We start from the raw sequence: 17659 nt of genomic DNA on the forward strand, positions 1-17659 counted from the left end.
ATTTTTCTGTGCATTTTTCATTGTCATCAAACTGACATATTAGAAAGTGAATTAGGCATCATTTTCAACGCGTTAGTGAAGATAAAACACTTTTGATCTAATGCCGGCGCCGGTCCAACTGGCAGCATAGATTCTCATGAAAGTGCCTATCGTTTTCCGCTTCGGCATCGCCGCCAAAGCCGCGGTGCTCATTGTCTCCCTTGGGGCGCTATCGGCGCTCGCTAACTTCTTCGTGCTTGAAGGGGCGCAAAGTCTCGATCGGGTCAATCGCGCAATGATTGAGCGTGTTGGACCCGCACGCCTCGCGTTGTCCGATGCCAAGGCGGCCCTGAACGATGTCGGCTTGGCTGTTTATAAAAGCATGTCCGCATCGGACTTGGACGATGCGCGGATGGCCAGCCGCGAAGCCATCAATCAAATCGCAGCTGCACGCCGCTGGATCTCCGCCGTCGCCGATTATTTCCCCGCGCGTGGCGCAGATTGCGACCTCATCCAGAGCAAGCTGCGATATCTCGAAGGCACCGTACGTCCGCTTCGCGATGCGATCCTCTCCAGCGACAAGAAACGTCGTGCTGATGAAATGCTCGATCTCCGTTTCGATGCGGCGCTCGACGACGCGCTAGGGCAGATGAACCGGCTGACCAATCTCCTCGGCGCTGAATCCCGTGAGGTCCTTGCCCAGGCGGAAGCCGAGCAGAACGCGATGCTTGAGGTTATCATCGCGATCTTAGCAATCGGCACGTCGTTAATCGTTTTATTGGCGTTGGCGCTCGTTCACTATTCGCAGGCGCGTCCCCTTCGTCATCTCAGTGAAGCTGCGCTGCGAGTTCGAGAAGGCGGGGCGATGTTACTGGATCTCGATGAGGATCTGCTCCGCCGCTCCGACGAGATCGGAACGCTTGCGCGTTCATTCCAATCAATGCTGACGAAGCTTGCCGAGGCCCAACAGTCGCTGGCTGTTCAATACGCCCGTGTCGATGCTGCGATCAACAACCTGCCTCAGGGTCTCTGCATGTTCGACGCTGAGCAAAATCTCATCATCTGCAACCGGCGCTATGCCGAGCTCTACGGTCTGAAGCCAGAGCTGACCGTCGCGGGCACGCCCCTCAGATCGATATTGCGGGAGCGCCGTAAGAACGGCCATTTCTCGAAGTTTCAGGAAATGGCTTTGGTCGATCATATCGAGTCGGCATCCGGCCGCGATCCAATCTATCGAATCGAAGAACTGACCGACGGCCAGGTCATCGCCATTTCCCATCAGCCGATGCGTGACGGTGGCTCAATCGCTATTCATGAAGACATCACCGAGCGGCGCAAGATGGACGCCAAAATCGCCCACATGGCGCATCATGACGCTCTGACCGACCTTCCCAACAGAGTGCGGTTCCACGAGGCTATGGAAATGGCGCTCAAGGGCGCCGAGCACGGTCGCACCGTCTCAATTCTTTGTCTCGACCTCGACAACTTCAAGACGGTCAACGACACGCTTGGGCATCCCGTCGGGGACGCTCTGCTCCAGGCGGTGGCGGATCGGCTGCGCGCCTGCGTCAGAAAACATGACATCATCGCGCGTCTCGGCGGCGACGAGTTTGCAATCGTGCAAATCGATGCCGATCAGCCTCTCGGAGTCACGATCTTAGCGCAGCGCATCATCGCCGAATTGAGTGCGCCGTTCGAAGTGCTCGGGCACCAGGTCGCGGTGGGTGTTAGCATCGGTATTGCAATGGCGCCGACGGACGGCAACACCGTGGATCAGCTGATGAAGAACGCCGATATGGCACTCTATCGCGCCAAAGAAGCGGGTCGTGGCATCTATCACTTCTTCGAGCCTGGCATGGACGCCAAGCTGCAGGAACGCCGCGCGCTCGAAATTGATCTGCGCAAGGCAATTGACGGTAACCAGCTCGAACTCTTTTACCAGCCGCTAATTTCTCTCGACACGAACGAGGTCAGCGGCTTCGAAGCGCTCGTGCGCTGGCAACACCCGACGCGCGGAATGGTTTCTCCGGTGGAATTCATCCCGCTCGCCGAAGAGATCGGTTTGATCGGCGCAATCGGCAACTGGGTGCTGGATCGCGCCTGCGCAGATGCGATGAAATGGCCATCAGACGTCAAGGTCGCCGTAAATCTTTCGCCGCTGCAGTTCAAGAACAATGCGCTCGTTCTTCAGGTTGTCGGTGCGCTGGCGAAATCAGGCCTGCCTGGGTATCGCCTCGAACTTGAAATCACCGAGACGGTCCTGCTGCGCGATACGGATGCAACGGTTGCGATGCTGAATGAACTGCGCGCCCTCGGCGTCCGCATCTCTATGGACGATTTCGGCACGGGCTATTCGAGCCTTGGTTATCTGCGGAAGTTTCCGTTCGACAAGATCAAGATCGACCGGTCGTTCATTCAGGATCTCGAGGCCAATCCGGATTCCATCGCTATCGTGCGTGCCGTTGCAAGCATCGGCCATGCGCTCGGCATGGCGACGACGGCGGAGGGGGTCGAAACGGAAGCGGAGCTGCTACAGCTTCGCCATGAGGGCTGCACCGAGGTGCAAGGCTATCTCTTCAGCGAGCCACGGCCGGCGGATGAGATTCTGTATCTGATGGCGCATCGGACACCGAAGCTGGAGAAAGAGGCTGTCTGAGCGGCATCTCTCGCGAGATCGCTGCCTTGTCGACTGCAAAAGCAGGACTGGACAGGGCGGCTATCCTGCTGTAGAACAAAAAGTGAACAATCATGTCTGAGGCTCTTTCTCTTTTGCCATGCTGCCGCTCTCGATTTGCGCCCCCTCAGCCCCTGTCATTCTTCGCGAAGTCGTCGCCGGGCCGGGGCATGCCGCTGCGGCTGTCGGCTTCGGCCTGACGCTGGCGGCCCAGACGAAGGCAGCAGCGCCGCGCGATGCCATGCTGTTGTGGGTGCGCGAGGCAGCGGCAATCGCGGAAACCGGAGACGCCTATGGTCCGGGCTTGGTCGCGCTTGGCCTGTCTCCCGAGAGCTGCATCGTTGTGGAAGCGCGTTCTTCCGTTGACGGACTGCGCGCCGCTCTTGAAGGCGTGCGTTGCAGTGCGCTGCATGCCGTCATCCTGGAGACGGCCGCTCCGATCGACCTGACGGCCAGCCGACGATTGAAACTTGCTGCGGAGAAGTCGGGAGTCGAGATCGTGCTCATTCGGCACGGTGGCCGCATCGCCCCCAATGCCGCGCAAATCCGCTGGCGCGTGCAGGGTGCACCTCAGATGAAGCCGAACGGCCAGCGGCGGGCAGCCTTCGACGTGTTCGTGCTGAAAAGCTCGTCGGGTCTCGATGAGAGAAGCTGTATCTTGGAGTGGGATCATGAGCGGCGATGTTTCGCGCAGACGGTATCTGTGCCTCTGGATGCCGTTCCTGTCGTCGGATCGTTGGCAGCGTGACAACGGCGGCGGCGCACCTCTGCCGCTGGTCTTCGTTGCCAAGGTCAAGGGCGTCTCGCAATTGGCCGCCGTCGATTCCCGGGCTCTAGCCGTCGGCCTGCGAGCTGGAATGACGCTCGTCGACGCGCGGGCGCGGATGCCGCGATTGCGCGCCATCGAGGCCGATCCCTCAGCCGATACCGCTTTCGTTGCGTATCTTGCCGATCTGGCGCTGGCTTTTACGCCCTCGGTCACCTTGGATCCGCCCGACGGTCTCGCACTCGATATCACAGGATGCAGCCATCTCTTCGCAGGTGAGACGATGCTTGCCGCGCGCCTGCAGAAGGTTTTGCAGACGGCCGGCATCTCAGTCGCGAAACTTGCCGTCGCTCCGACGCCTGATATGGCGCGCGCACTGGCGCGCTTCTCTGACGTCAATCCATGCTTTGTCGAGGACGCTAGGCTTGTGCGGGTACTTCCTGTCGCGGCGCTCGAATGCGCGGAAGAAGACGCAACTGCCTTGAGGCGCGCCGGGCTGAGGACTGTCGCCGAGATTGCCGACCGGCCGTCCTTGCTGTTCACCGCCCGTTTTTCGTCGGCTTTCACGGCCAAGCTCGCCCGCGTGCTCGGAGAGGAAGACAGACGAATCGCGCCTCGCCGCCAGCCTGCGCCTTACAGGGCCGAGCAGCGCTGCGCCGAGCCGGTTGCGAGCCACGAGGTCATTGCCAACATGCTCGCCGATCTGGCTGCGTCCGTCTGCGATCAATTGGCAGCGCGAAGCGTCGGCGGCCGCATCTTTACGGGAACTTTTTTTCGGGCTGACGGCGTCGTCCGCCGCATCCGCGTCGAGACCAGCCGCCCGACACGCGATCCTGAAGGGATCTTGCGCCTCTACCGCGACCGTCTCGATGGCCTCGCCGACCCGCTCGATCCTGGCTTCGGTTTCGATCTCATTTGCTTCGAGGCGACGCGCGCTGAACCGTGGACTGAGAGCCAGTGCACGTTCAATGCGCAAGACGACCAGCAAGACAAGGTCGCGCAACTCGTCGACCGGTTGAGCATCATGTTCGGACGCGAGCGCGTAATGCGATTGCAGCCGGTCGATAGTCATATCCCGGAACGGGCGCAGGCTGCGGTTCCGGCAGCGCTTCCCGCATCGCCACACGAATGGGAGCAGGAGACGATCCAAAGCAGGGCGGGTCTGCGTCCGCCACTGATCTATGCGCGCCCGCATCCGATCGACGTCGAAGCCGATAAAGATGATAGGCTGGAAAGCATCCGCTGGCGCCGCGTTACGCATCGCATTGCGAACGCGATCGGTCCGGAGCGCATTGCCGAAGAATGGTGGCGCCCACAGTTAGACTATGGTGTGCGCGACTACTATCGTGTCGAAAGCTCTGAAGGGCGGCGCTTCTGGATTTTCCGCGCAGCCGTAACGGCGGCCGATGGACAGCCTCGGTGGTTCCTGCATGGAGTGTTTCCATGACGCCCTATGCCGAACTTGCTACCACCACGAATTTCTCGTTTCTGCGCGGCGCCTCAAACCCTGAGGATTTCGTCGCGCGCGCCGTCCTTCTTGGCCATACGGGGCTCGGCATTGCCGACCGCAATACACTCGCCGGCGTCGTCAGAGCTTACGGCGCTCTCGAAGACTTGCGGAACGAAGGATTGCCCGCTCCGCAAAAAGTCCGCGAAGGCTCCGGCCCCGGCGAATACGCTTGGATCGACGATGCGAACGCCGACGATTGGGCCGGCATTTCAGAAGCCGTCAAAGCTCGCGCAAAAAATTTCAAGTTGCTCGTCGGCGCACGCCTCGTCTTCATCGACGGCACCCCGGATATCATCGCCTATGCCGAAAATCGGGCCGGTTGGGCGCGGCTCTGCCGTCTGCTCAGCTTTGGCAAGCTAAAGGCCAAGAAGGGCGAATGCAGTCTGCAACGCGAAGATTTGCTTTCGGACTGCGCCGATCTGCAATTGATCCTCATGCCGCCGTCGGTGCGCGGTGGCCTCGAAGCGCATGTGCAAATTGTTTCAGAAGCAGCGCCCGGAAAAACATGGCTTGCCGCTGCAATGCATTTGCGCGGAAACGATCGGGAAGAGCTGCATCATCTGATGAGCGTCGCTGCTTTAACGCATGTGCCGCTGATCGCCACAAACGACGTTCTGTACGACATACCGGAGCAACGGGAGGTGCAAGACATCCTGACGTGCATCCGCGAAGGCTTGCGCATCGAGACGGCGGGCCGGCGCCTCGAAGCCAACGCAGAGCGCCACCTCAAGCGACCCGCGGACATGGCGCAGCTATTCCGCGACTGTCCTTCCGCCATTTCCGCCACGCAGGAACTTCTTCAGCGCATCGACTTTTCTCTTGGGCAGCTTAAATATGAGTATCCCGACGAGCCCGTTCCGCCCGGCTGGACACCGCAAGGGTGGCTTGAGCATTTGACGTGGCAGAAAGCGCACGAGCGCTATCCGGCAGGCATCCCGGATAAAGTGCGAAATCAGGTGGCGGACGAGTTGGCACTCATCGCCAAGCTCGAGTATGCACCGTACTTTCTCACCGTTTACGACATCGTCCGCTACGCCAATGAACAAAAAATTCTGTGTCAGGGACGAGGCTCAGCAGCGAATTCCGCCGTTTGCTACGTGCTCGGGATCACGTCGGTCGATCCTGAACGCAATAACTTGCTTTTCGCCCGTTTCATTTCGAGCGAGCGGCGCGAGCCGCCGGACATCGACGTCGACTTCGAGCATGAACGGCGCGAAGAGGTCATCCAATACATCTATAAGCGCTATGGACGCGAGCGCGCGGGCCTCGTGGCGACGGTGATCCGCTATCGCCCGCGCAGCGCTATTCGTGAAGTCGGCAAAGTTCTGGGCTTGAGTGAAGACATCACCAGCCGCATCGCCGGAACCGTGTGGGGAAGCGGGGGATCGAAACTGTCCGAAGCGCATCTCCGGCAAGCCGGCATTGACCCGCGCAATCCGGTCATCGGCCAGGCGATCGCATTTGCGACACGTATTCTCGGTTTTCCGCGCCATCTCTCGCAGCATGTCGGCGGCTTCGTGCTGGCTCGGGGACGGCTGGACGACATTGTTCCCATCGGCAATGCCGCGATGGATAAGCGGACCTTCATTGAATGGGACAAGGACGACATCGATGTTCTCGGTCTGATGAAAGTCGACGTTCTCGCGCTGGGCATGCTGACCTGCATCCGCAAGGCGTTCGACCTGATCCGCACGCACGAAGGCAAGAGCTTCGATCTCGCCGACCTTCCTGCCGAGCAGTCGGATGTCTACGAAATGCTGCAGAAGGGCGATTCAATCGGCGTCTTTCAGGTCGAGAGCCGGGCGCAGATCAACATGCTCCCGCGCCTGAAGCCGAAAGAGTTCTACGATCTCGTCATCCAGGTCGCGATCGTACGGCCGGGGCCTATCCAAGGCGATATGGTGCACCCCTATCTGCGCCGCCGCAAAAATCCGGAAGAGATAACCTTTCCATCGCCCGCGCCACCGCACGATCCTGATGAGCTTCGCAACGTGCTGTCGCGAACGCTCGGCGTTCCGCTGTTTCAGGAACAGGCGATGCAACTCGCGATGGTCGCGGCAAAGTTCACTGATGCCGAGGCCAATCAGCTTCGCCGCGCAATGGCGACGTTTCGCAATGTCGGCACGATCCATAAATTCGAATCGATGCTTGTCGAGCGTATGGTCGAGCGTGGCTACGATCGCGATTTCGCACAGCGCTGCTTTGAGCAGATCAAAGGCTTCGGCGAATATGGGTTTCCCGAAAGTCACGCCGCCGCGTTCGCCAGGCTCGTCTATATCTCTGCCTTCATAAAATGCCGCTATCCGGCGGCTTTCGCGTGCGCGCTTCTGAATGCGCAACCTATGGGATTTTATGCCCCGGCACAGATCGTGCGCGACGCGCGCAATCATGGCGTCGAAGTCTATCCGGTGGACGTCAACGAAAGCGACTGGGACAATACGCTGTGCGCTGGCGCCGACGGCAAAACGGCGCTGCGTCTCGGTTTCCGGCTAGTCGACGGCTTGTCGGAGGCGTGGTGCAAACGGCTGATTGAGCTGCGCCGAAACGGATATGCCGACCTCGATAACCTGGCGCAGCGCACCCGTCTGCCGCAACGGGCGCTTCGCGTGCTTGCCGATGCCGACTGCTTCCGCTCTGTCGGTATTCATCGCCGAGACGCGTTGTGGGCGGCGCGGCGTTTGCCGGAGGCAGACGAACTGCCGTTGTTCGCTGCCGCGCGCGAGCCGGATCTGGGTGACGAGCCTAATGCGCAATTGCCGTCAATGTCGCTCGGAGAAAACATCGCGGTGGACTACCAGACCGCCCGTTTGTCGCTCAAAGGCCATCCGATGGAATGTCTGCGCGACATCTTCCGGAGCGAAGGCATTGCCACCTGCGCCGAGCTTGCGGCTCAACGTGACGGCAGCCGAGGACGCGTCGCCGGAGTTGTTCTCGTGCGTCAGCGCCCGGGCAAGGGCAATGCCATTTTCATAACTTTGGAGGACGAGACGGGAATTACGAACGCCGTGCTTTGGGTGCGTACGTTCGAGAAGTTCCGCAAGGAGGTTATGGGCGCCCGGTTGCTGCTGATCGAAGGCAAAGTGCAGCGCAGTCCCGAAAACGTTATCCATCTCATGGCGGCGCGTGTCATCGACCGGACGGCTGAGCTTTCTCGCCTTTCAGACGCCTACGAGCCGACGATCGAATTATCTAATGCCGACGAATTCGTGCATCCCCAGCATTCACGTGCGGGCCATCCCCGCAACGTCCGCATTCTGCCGGGCTCTAGGGATTTTCATTGATCGAACGCCCCTTTCAACGAAGGACTTGGTCTCTCAAGATCACAGCCGCAGGCGCCATGAAACAGGCAGGACCATGTGGCTCGCCGAAATCAAGTACGTGTCGGAGAGCAAGACGCCACCGCGGATCCCCGAAGTCGTGACCCAGTTGCATGCCTCGACTGCGAACGAACACACGCAGTCTTCGGCAAGTGGGCAATGTGGAAGCGACATTTCGATTCACTAATCTGTTCACTGAAACCAAACTGCCACACTGCATCCGATAGGCGCCATCGCCTCGGCCATGCGTATTGCATCCCCGCAACTTTCAACATAGTCGTTCGGCTATATCGTTTGCGTAATTGGAGTTGGGGGAATTAGCGAATGTGCCGGCGAAAAGTTCGTGTGTTAGCGTTCACTGCCTTTGCGATGTCATCTGCTGGAAACCTGAAAGCCCAAGAAGCCGCACAAAACGTTCAGGATGCATCGTCCGTCGCCTTGCCGCCCGTCGTGGTGGCAGCTCCGAAACAGCTCATTTCGCAAAAGCCCAGCAGCACATCCGCGGGCATCGACGACGGCAAGTCAAAAGGTACAGCCAGCAAATCTAAAAAAGCCGACGGCGGCACCGATACCGCAGCATCCAGTCAGGGCCTGCCAGGATCCGCAGGCGTTTTTACCCTCGGCCAAATCGATATGGTCGGCGGCACGGCGATCACGAACGACGCTATGTGGACGTTCTCGAAAGCGACCTTGGATCAGTCGCTGTCTCTGGCTCCCGGCGTCGCCGCATCGAATTCAGGCGGCACGCGCAACGAACAGCTGATCTTCGTCCGCGGCTTTGACCGCTGGCAGGTTCCGATCTCGATAGATGGTATCCCGATCTATCGTCCGGCCGATAACCGCATCGACTTCTCAAGCTTCCTGACAGCCAATCTGTCCGAAGTGCAGATTGCGAAGGGTTACACGTCGGTTCTCAACGGACCCGGCGGCATGGGTGGCTGGATCAATATGGTGACCAAAAAGCCGACCAAACCGTTCGAAGGCCAGATCGAAGGCGGCATGATGTTCGGCGGTGACGGACAATACGAGGGTTATAGAACCTACGCGTCGTTCGGAACGCGGCAGCGCGGATACTATGCGCAGGTCAGCGGCTCTGTGCTTGATTTGGATGGCTGGTACCTGTCGGACAATTTCAAGCCGACGTCGGTCGAAAACGGCGGCGAGCGCGATCATTCCAACAAGAGCAATTGGGAAGCCAACGCCAAAATCGGTTTGACCCCGAATGCGACCGACGATTATTCGATCAACTACGTGCGAATGAACAATTCCAAGGGCGCGCCCTACCACGTAACGGATCCCGTCTCGACGCAGCGCTATTGGGATTGGCCGGACACCACGCAGCAAAACATCTATTGGCTTTCACATACGAAACTCTCTCCGGCGTCGTTCGTCGAAACCAAAGTTTACTACACGACTTTCAGCGATAACCTGATGAGCTACGACGATGCGGCTCAGACCACGCAGAAGACTCCAAAAGCCTTCGATAGTATTTATAACGACTGGGCGGGCGGCGGCAGCATCCTGTACGGCCTCGACATCACGCCGTGGGACACGCTGAAGTCAACCTTCCTTTATCGGCGCGATAACCACACGGAATCGCAAGGCTACAACGTCAAGGGCGTATCTTGCGGTAAAACCACGCCCTGCTTCTGGGAACCTGATCAAACCGATCTGGAAGACACCTATTCCGTCGCCTTCGAGAACACGCTCCGCGCCACCAATCGCATCGATATCGTCTCTGGCATCAGCTACGACTGGCGCAGGCTTTACGAGGCCCAGGAGTTCACGACGACCGACGGTCTGTTCGAATATCCAAAGAAAGATACCGACGCGCTCAATTGGCAGTCGGCCATCGTCTATCGCTACAACGATACCGGCACGGTGCACGCGAGCGTTTCCGACCGCACTCGATTCCCCACGATTTTCGAGCGTTTCAGCTCACGCTTCGGCGGCGCCACGTCGAATCCGGGTCTTCAGCCTGAGCGTTCGATCAATTACGAAGTGGGCTGGGCCAACAATTTCGCGCGCAACAGCCAGATGTCGGCTGCTGTGTTCTACAGCGATGTCACCAACCTCATTCAATCGGTGCCGTTCATCTATGATGGGCAGGCAGTGACTCAAAGCCAGAACGTCGGCGACGGCCATTACTACGGCATAGAATATTCAATCGATTATGCAGTGAACGACTCGCTGCTCGTCGGTGGCAACATCACCTGGATCCGCCGTGACGTGCATAATCCCGACAACCCATCATTCGAGCTGACCGGCCTGCCGGCGGTGAAGGGCATTGCCTACGCCACGTACAAGATCACCAACGCCTGGAGCATCACGCCGAACGTCGAATTCGCCACTGATCGCTGGACGGTCAACACCGCCGGCACCGTGTATTACGAAACTGGGGCATTCGCGCTCGCGAACTTTCAGACCGAATACGACATCAACGACAAGACGAGCCTTATCTTTAACGCTCGCAACTTGACGGACGAGAACTACACGCTGACGGACGGCTATCCCGAGCAGGGACGCAACTTCTACGTCGGCATGCGCACGCAATTCTAGGATCACGATCTCAACATATCGCCGGCGCTTCGATAGCGCCGGCCTTCGATAAGGAATAGAGATGTCGCGCAATTTTCCATTACTGAAATCTCTTTTACCGATCGCGGCCTTGGTGGCGGCGTTTTCCGGAGTAGCCTCCGCCGAGACGTGCACCGGTTTTCAATGGTCCGTTGCGACCGAATTGAGTTGGGTCGCCGCGCCGGACGCGGAAGCGGTGGCGACAGGCGGCAAGATCGTGTCGATCCCTGATAAGGCGATCGAGCTGACGCTCGAACCCTCGCCATCAGTCAAGCTACCGGCGACGCCTGGCATAAAGAAACAAGCCTTACCGAAAAACAGCTTTTCCGGCTGGTTCTCGATTGCCGATGTGGGCAAGCCCGGGCTCTATCAAATCACGATTCCCAGCCACGCCTGGGTTGATGTCGTCCAGAACGATGCGTTGGTTTCCACGGTCGCATTTTCCGGCGACAAGAATTGTAAAAGTTTGCGCAAGAGCGTGCAGTACGATCTTGGCGCTGGGCCTGCGATCATTCAGATCAGCGGGGCGCCGGATAAATCCTTGAAGTTGACCATCCATGCCGCGGAAAAAAAATGAAGTGAATGCGTCCCGCAGCATAGCCATGGCTTGCAAGAGCCGGCGGTGGGCCTTCATCGGCTTCTTGGCGGCCACATCAATCGCGACCGCGGCAGCATTCCGTCCTGTCGAGGCCGCAAGCTTGCGTACGCCGATCGAACTTGGCCGGGCGCTTTTCGCAGATCGAAACCTTTCGTTCAGCCGCAAGCAGAACTGCGTAAGCTGTCACTCGCCGGAGTTGGCGTTCACCGATCCGCGTGCGCTAGGAGACGTGCAAGGCGCGGTTTCTCGTGGAGGAGACGGTCACTCGCTCGGCGATAGAAATTCGCCGACACTCAGCTACATCATGATGACGCCACCGTTTCATATCTCGGCAGAGCACACGGCGGCAGGCGGAATGTTTTGGGACGGCCGAGCGCGAACCATAACGGATCAAGTGCGCGACCCAATCCTCAATCCAATAGAGATGGGCATGCCAGATGAGGCAAGCGTCGTCGCGCGGCTTCGCGAGAGCGCGGATTATCAAGCGGCCTTTCATGCAATTTTCGGACCTAGCGTCTTGGACGATACGCCAAAGGCATTCGCGGCACTTCAGACCGCATTGGCGGCCTATTTGAAGACGTCCGATTTCGCGCCGTTCGATTCCAGGTATGACAAGTCGCTCCGAGGCGAAGCGGCGCTCTCGCAAAACGAAGCCAGGGGACGCGACTTGTTCTTCGCCGCGAACGGGGCGGGTTGCTCCCGCTGTCATTCGAGCACGGGCGTCGCAGATTCGCGCAACGATGCATTCACAAACTTCCGGTACTATAATCTGGGAGTTCCGGAAAATGTTGCGGTTCGCCGTCTGAACGGAAGCGCCGCTCAACGCGTCGACCATGGTCTCATGCAAAATCCTGCAGCGCATGACCCGACCTATGACGGTGCGTTTAAGGTCCCGACGTTACGCAATATTGCCGTCACCGGCCCTTACATGCACAACGGCGCCTTTCAGGAGCTGCGCACCGCCGTCCTATTTCACTTGAGATTTTCAGACGGCAGCGTCGGGAAGATTAATCCGGAAACCGGAACAGCGTGGAACGCACCGGAAGACGGCACCAATCTCGCAACCTCCGATCTGAAGGCGCGACCGCTGTCAGACGCCGACGTCGATGCTTTGATCGCATTCCTGAAGACGTTGACGGACCGGGCTTACGAATCTCTCGTCGACAACTGAAACGAAATGGCCATCGCGCGGAAATCCGTGCGATGGCCTTGTTTGATCCGTTCTGTCGTGCGAGAGCGGCAGCGGTCACGCCGCTTTAGTAGCGGCGGTAGCCGAGGAACTTTCCGGACATGCCGATTTTCACCCGGTCGCCCTTCTGGTCGGGCTGACGTTCCAGCGTCATATCGAAATCGATTGCTGACATGATGCCGTCGCCGAACTCCTCCTGAATGAGTTCCTTCCACGTCGTACCGTAGACCTGAACCAATTCGTAGAAGCGGTAGATCAGCGGATCGGTCGGCGGCACTTGCGGGAGCGATCCGCGGTAGGGAATTTCCGTCAGAATAATCTTCGCTTCCTCGGGAAGATCCAGCAGCCTCGCGGCACGCTCGGCTTCCTCAGGCTCCAGACGCATCTGTCCGAGAAGGGCTGCGGTGACGACGATCGGTGAGGTCGAGACCGACACGGTTTGCTGAATCTCTGCCCACGTCAGGCCCTTCATCCGTTTTGCGGAAAGCACAAGTTCGGTCACTTCGGCGCGGTTCATGCGCGTCACTCCTTTTGGTTTGGATGGCTAAAGAATTCGGTTCAGGCTGTTACGGCAGCGCGGTCGACGACGGCCGCGGCTCCATCTTTCTCGGCATCGACCCGCACAGGCTTTGCAGTCGGGCGCACGATGGGAGGCCGCATGGGATCGTAGGCCTTGCCCGCGATCTCCTTGTCGAACGCCTTCGAGCGACTGACGAGAAAATCGAGAAGATGGTTCCGCATCGGATAGTAATTGGCATGCCGATGCATCGTCGCCGGTTGCCGGTCTTTCGGCAGCGTATTCTCAACGATCTCCGCGATCTTGGCATGCGGACCGTTCGTCATCAGTACGATCTTGTCAGCGAGCAATAATGCTTCATCGACGTCGTGCGTAATCATAAAGACGGTCTGCTGCGTCTCGGTGCAGATGCGGCGGACTTCGTACTGCAACGAGCCGCGCGTCAGTGCATCGAGTGCCGAAAACGGTTCGTCCATCAGCAACATCTTCGGCTCGATGGCGAGCGCGCGGGCAATGCCGACGCGTTGCTTCATGCCGCCCGACAACTCAGCTGGTTTCTTCTGCTCAGAGCCTTTGAGATGGACAACATCAATATACGTCTGACAGTGCGCAAGAATTTTCGCCTTGGGCCAATCGGGATGACGGGACTTCACCGCGAACGCGACGTTCTGCTGGACTGTCATCCATGGCAGCAACGAGTGCCCCTGGAAGATGACAGCACGATCGAGGCTCGGTCCCGATATCTCGCGGCCGTCGACGATCACCACGCCGTCGGACGGTTTGTCGAGGCCCGCTAGCACGTTGAGGATTGTTGTCTTGCCGCACCCCGAATGCCCGATGAGGCAGACGAATTCGCCCCTCGCGATCGGCAACCAGATATTTTCAAAGACGGTTGTTTCGCCGCCTCCGTGCTTGGGATAGCGCCGAGCCAGGGCTTCGATGGAGATCAGTGGCTTTTCCATGGCGTCCTCGTGTTCGGGCCTGGGTTGAGTTATTGCAATCTTCCGCTGGCGTACGTCATTCCCGGTAGGCGACCAGCCGCGCCGCGCGCGCCAGGATGACGTCCAGCGCCATGCCGGTCAGACCAATCAGCAAGATCGCGGTCAGGATGTTGGAGATCGAGAGATTGTTCCACTCGTTCCAGACGAAGTATCCGATGCCGGTACCGCCAACGAGCATCTCGGCTGCGATAATGACGAGCCACGCGATGCCGATCGAAATTCGCATGCCGGTCATGATCGTGGGAGCGGCCGCGGGCAATATGACCTGAAACGCCTTGCGCAACGGGCTGACCTCAAGGGTGGCTGCAACGTTCAGCCATTCCTTACGCACGCTTGCGACGCCGAAGGCGGTATTGAGCAGCATGGGCCAGAGCGCACAGATGAAGATCACGAAGATCGCTGAAATGCTGGAATCCTTGATCGTGTAGAGCGCGAGCGGCATCCAGGCCAAAGGCGAAATCGGCTTCAGGATCTGCATGAAGGGATCCAGCGCGCGGTGGATGAGCGGCGACATGCCGATCACGAATCCCAGCGGAATCGCGACTATTGCCGCAAGAAAATAGCCAAGCAGCACGCGTCCCAGCGAGTAGCCGAGCTGAATGCCGATGCCTTGGTCGTTGGGGCCATGAACGTAAAACGGATTTTTGATTTGGCCCCAGAGCGTCGACGCAAAGTCGGCCGGCGTTGGAAAGCCGGTCTTCTGTCCTTCGGCGGCGGCACCTGAAACAAGAGCTGCGTATTCTGGGTCGACTGACGTCGCGGTGCTAGCGGCCGGCGTCGTTGCGAGCTGCCATACCCCGACTAGCAGGAGGAGGATGACGAGCGATAAGCACGCTGCGCGGATTGCCAGCGGAAACTTCGGCAAGCTGCCGCGCTCTTTGCGCCGGAGGGATGCGCCTGAGGTGGTGATATCTGTCGTGGCCATCTTCAAAGTCTCCGTGAAAGTTCCGGCGCAGTATGAGCGGGAGATCACGTGGCTCCCGCGAGCGGCAACATCATGCAGCGAGCTTGGCAACGCGCTCGGTTCCCACCCATTGCTCCATGATCAGCGCGCTTGCATCGTCGCGCAGGATGCGCCACTCGCCATAGGCCGAGATCCAGCCTTCGAGCACGATCGGCGTCGATCGCGTCTTCAGGCGAACGGTCGGCGTTTTATGAGCGTAGCCCTCGTGCTCATGTCCGAGGATGGCTTTGGCAATCGCCTCGGCCTGGCCGCGGATCGGCTCGATGTAGCGGCATGGTGCGCCGCCGATGGTCACGCAGTCTCCGAGCGCGTAGACGTGCGCGACGCTCGTTCTCATCGTTTTCGGATCGACGATGATGCCGCGGTCGAATGCAATGCCGCCGCTGCGTGATAGCCGCTGCTCCGTTGCCAAGCCGGTAGCCGCGACGACATGGTCGGCTGCGATCGTGTCGCCCTTCATGGTCGCAACGAGCAGTTTACCGTTACTTCGCGCGACGCGCTTTACATTCTGTTCGCCCTGGAACGTCACGCCGACGCTTTTAAGTCCAGCGGCAAGCCGCGCGGCAGCGGGCACGGGTAAAAAGGGCCGCATTGGCAGCTTGTCCGGCGCCAAGAGTGTGACGTGATGGCCCGCACGCGCAAGATCTTCGGCCAATTCGCATCCGACCATTCCAGCGCCAACGATGACGATACGTTGAGGACCGGTCGAGAGCGCACGATAAAGCCCGCTCCACGTGGTAAGATCGTTGATGCGCCAAACGAGCTCGGGCGGCAAGCAATCGGGCGCCGCTGAGCGCGCCCCTTGCGCGAGAACGAGATTGTTAAAACGCAGCGTGCCGCGCGTGGTCCGCAGCATCCCGAGATTTGGCGACAGACCGACCGCATACGTCTGCGGCAGCAACTGAACGCCAAGGCGCGCGGCCGCCTCGGTGCCGGTTTCTCGCGTCAGGCTTTCGGGCGTCGCACCACGCGTCAATGCAATTGAAAGCTCAGGCTTATAATAGACATCCCCGCTGCAACCGGTAACGACGGTAATCGGAAGCGTGCCGTCGTGGGCGCGAATGGCTTCCGCCGCTGCCCATCCGGCAGCACCCGCGCCGACAATGACGACGCCTGTTTCGCGCGACCGCACCGCCGTCGATACGGGCATATCCGTAATGGCACGCGGCACGTAGGGATCGAAATCGGCCTTGGTGACGTTACAGATTGGGCATTCCCAATCGTCTGGAATGTCCTCGAAACGCGTGCCCGATGGAAGTCCGCTGTCGATGTCGCCTTCGGCTTCGTCGTAAATCAATCCACAGACGCGGCAGATGAAACGCTTCCACGGCCCGCGGCCGTCGGTTGGTTCGATCAATCGTGTTTTGGTGCTCATGGTTGCGCTTCCGTTGGCTGCACGTCTTTCGACAGGCGTTCCATCTCGCGCCTCAGATGCTTGATCGCCGGGGTGACGATAGCAACGAAATGCGCTTCCCGGATGCGGCGCTGAGGCGCGGCCGACATCAGATAGCCGCGCGCGCCCTGATGCATCAGCGCCGACTGCGTCGCCCGCAACGCTAGCTCCGCCGCTTGCGCGCGGACGTCGATGACATCCAGAAGAAAATCTTTCGATCGTTCGAATGGGGTTTCGATAAGCTTCGATGCGCGGGTCGAAAGCTCTTGGAACTCCGCTACGATGTCTGCCGGACGATCGGCAAGATACTGATTGACGTGACCAAGCACGCCTTCGACGTCCAGCATCGACTCGATTGCGCCGTCGATGATGCCGAGCGCCATTCCGTACTGTAGAAGAATAAACGCGCCTTGAATCTGACCGATGAACGGCCGCGCCGGATCGGCAATCAAATCCGACTCGTCAATGAAGACGTCGGTCAGTCGCACACTCCACGTGCTCGTGCCTTCCATCCCCGAAAATGCCGGGCACTCTCGCAACTCGACGGGCTCGTCGCAGCGGAGCACGAACATGATCTCGTGCAATGGGGCACCAAAACCATCGAAGACTTGCGCAATCGCGCCAAAATATTGGCCGCGCCCGATATGGCTGACCCACGGCAGGGTGCCCGAAACGCGATATCCACCAGGAGCACGCACGGCCTTCAACGCCATTGGCTCAATCCCGGCGAAGGCCTTCATGGGGTTCGACAGGCCGGTGCCACCGAAGGTCTCGCCCATCGCGTGGGCGGCAAGCATGCGGTCGGCCAGCGATCGGTTCGGCGACTGATCGAGATAGAGACCGAATACGTCGTGACACCATGTCAGAAAGCCGGTCGAGCCGCACGACTTGCTGACGGCCCGCATCGCCTCGATAGCGACGCCGAAGCGCTCACCGCCGCTTTTGAGATGCGCCGACAGGGCTCCGGCCTCGCCCAAGGCGCGCATCATGTCGAGAGGATAGTGTCCTTTGTCGATGGCGTTGGCCTGGTCGCGCAAAGGGCCTTCGGCAATCGTGCGCGTGCGCGACAGAATCTCCTCGTCTGGCCGGGCACTGACGGGCGGAGCTGCATCGCCGCTCGGCGCGTTCTTTTTAAACGCGAGGACAGTCTGCATGGTGGAACTCCCGCTGAGGA

The 17659-nt window shown here is 59.4% G+C and carries 12 protein-coding genes; 7 read left to right on the top strand and 5 right to left on the bottom strand.

The features are described from left to right. The first annotated feature begins 136 nt into the window (after positions 1–136). The 7 genes from RLW55_RS08375 to RLW55_RS08405 all read left to right on the top strand — a co-directional run bounded on the left by RLW55_RS08375 (position 137) and on the right by RLW55_RS08405 (position 12592). Positions 137–2635: an EAL domain-containing protein gene (locus RLW55_RS08375; protein ID WP_423416119.1), complete on the top strand. Its 2499-nt coding sequence runs from the start codon at positions 137–139 to the stop codon at positions 2633–2635. Between the two features lie 118 nt (positions 2636–2753). Then, the gene (locus tag RLW55_RS08380) at positions 2754–3401 is read left to right on the top strand and encodes an ImuA family protein (RefSeq protein ID WP_423416120.1); all 648 of its coding nucleotides are present in this window, start codon (positions 2754–2756) and stop codon (positions 3399–3401) included. Next, complete coding sequence (locus RLW55_RS08385; RefSeq protein ID WP_423416121.1) at positions 3325–4866, top strand: Y-family DNA polymerase; 1542 nt, start codon at positions 3325–3327, stop codon at positions 4864–4866. The genes RLW55_RS08380 and RLW55_RS08385 overlap by 77 nt, the downstream gene beginning before the upstream one ends. Then, on the top strand, positions 4863–8210 hold the full coding sequence (locus RLW55_RS08390; protein ID WP_423416122.1) for an error-prone DNA polymerase: 3348 nt from the start codon (positions 4863–4865) through the stop codon (positions 8208–8210). The genes RLW55_RS08385 and RLW55_RS08390 overlap by 4 nt, the downstream gene beginning before the upstream one ends. Positions 8211–8591: 381 nt before the next feature. Continuing rightward, on the top strand, positions 8592–10805 hold the full coding sequence (locus RLW55_RS08395; RefSeq protein ID WP_409561091.1) for a TonB-dependent receptor: 2214 nt from the start codon (positions 8592–8594) through the stop codon (positions 10803–10805). Positions 10806–11019: 214 nt separating this feature from the next. Further along, on the top strand, positions 11020–11400 hold the full coding sequence (locus RLW55_RS08400) for a hypothetical protein (protein ID WP_423416123.1): 381 nt from the start codon (positions 11020–11022) through the stop codon (positions 11398–11400). Then, on the top strand, positions 11381–12592 hold the full coding sequence (locus RLW55_RS08405; protein WP_423416124.1) for a cytochrome-c peroxidase: 1212 nt from the start codon (positions 11381–11383) through the stop codon (positions 12590–12592). The genes RLW55_RS08400 and RLW55_RS08405 overlap by 20 nt, the downstream gene beginning before the upstream one ends. Before the next feature lie 85 nt (positions 12593–12677). Here RLW55_RS08405 and cynS read toward each other — a convergent pair whose 3' ends face one another. The 5 genes from cynS to RLW55_RS08430 form a co-directional block, all read right to left on the bottom strand. Beyond that, positions 12678–13127 (bottom strand): cyanase, encoded by a 450-nt coding sequence (cynS, locus tag RLW55_RS08410; RefSeq protein ID WP_414463965.1) that lies wholly within the window; start codon positions 13125–13127, stop codon positions 12678–12680. 41 nt (positions 13128–13168) lie between these two features. Beyond that, positions 13169–14089: an ABC transporter ATP-binding protein gene (locus RLW55_RS08415; RefSeq protein WP_423416125.1), complete on the bottom strand. Its 921-nt coding sequence runs from the start codon at positions 14087–14089 to the stop codon at positions 13169–13171. 55 nt (positions 14090–14144) lie between these two features. Next, entirely contained in the window at positions 14145–15053 is a 909-nt protein-coding gene (ntrB, locus tag RLW55_RS08420; RefSeq protein WP_423416126.1) for a nitrate ABC transporter permease, read from the bottom strand. Between the two features lie 70 nt (positions 15054–15123). Continuing rightward, a complete protein-coding gene (locus tag RLW55_RS08425) occupies positions 15124–16467 on the bottom strand; it encodes an FAD-dependent oxidoreductase (RefSeq protein WP_423416127.1) in 1344 nt (447 codons plus the stop codon). Continuing rightward, positions 16464–17639, bottom strand: coding sequence for an acyl-CoA dehydrogenase (locus tag RLW55_RS08430; protein ID WP_423416128.1), 1176 nt, complete (start codon positions 17637–17639; stop codon positions 16464–16466). The genes RLW55_RS08425 and RLW55_RS08430 overlap by 4 nt, the downstream gene beginning before the upstream one ends. Positions 17640–17659 lie beyond the last annotated feature (20 nt).

The organism is Hyphomicrobium sp. B1 (assembly GCF_049532635.1).
GTDB lineage: Bacteria > Pseudomonadota > Alphaproteobacteria > Rhizobiales > Hyphomicrobiaceae > Hyphomicrobium_B.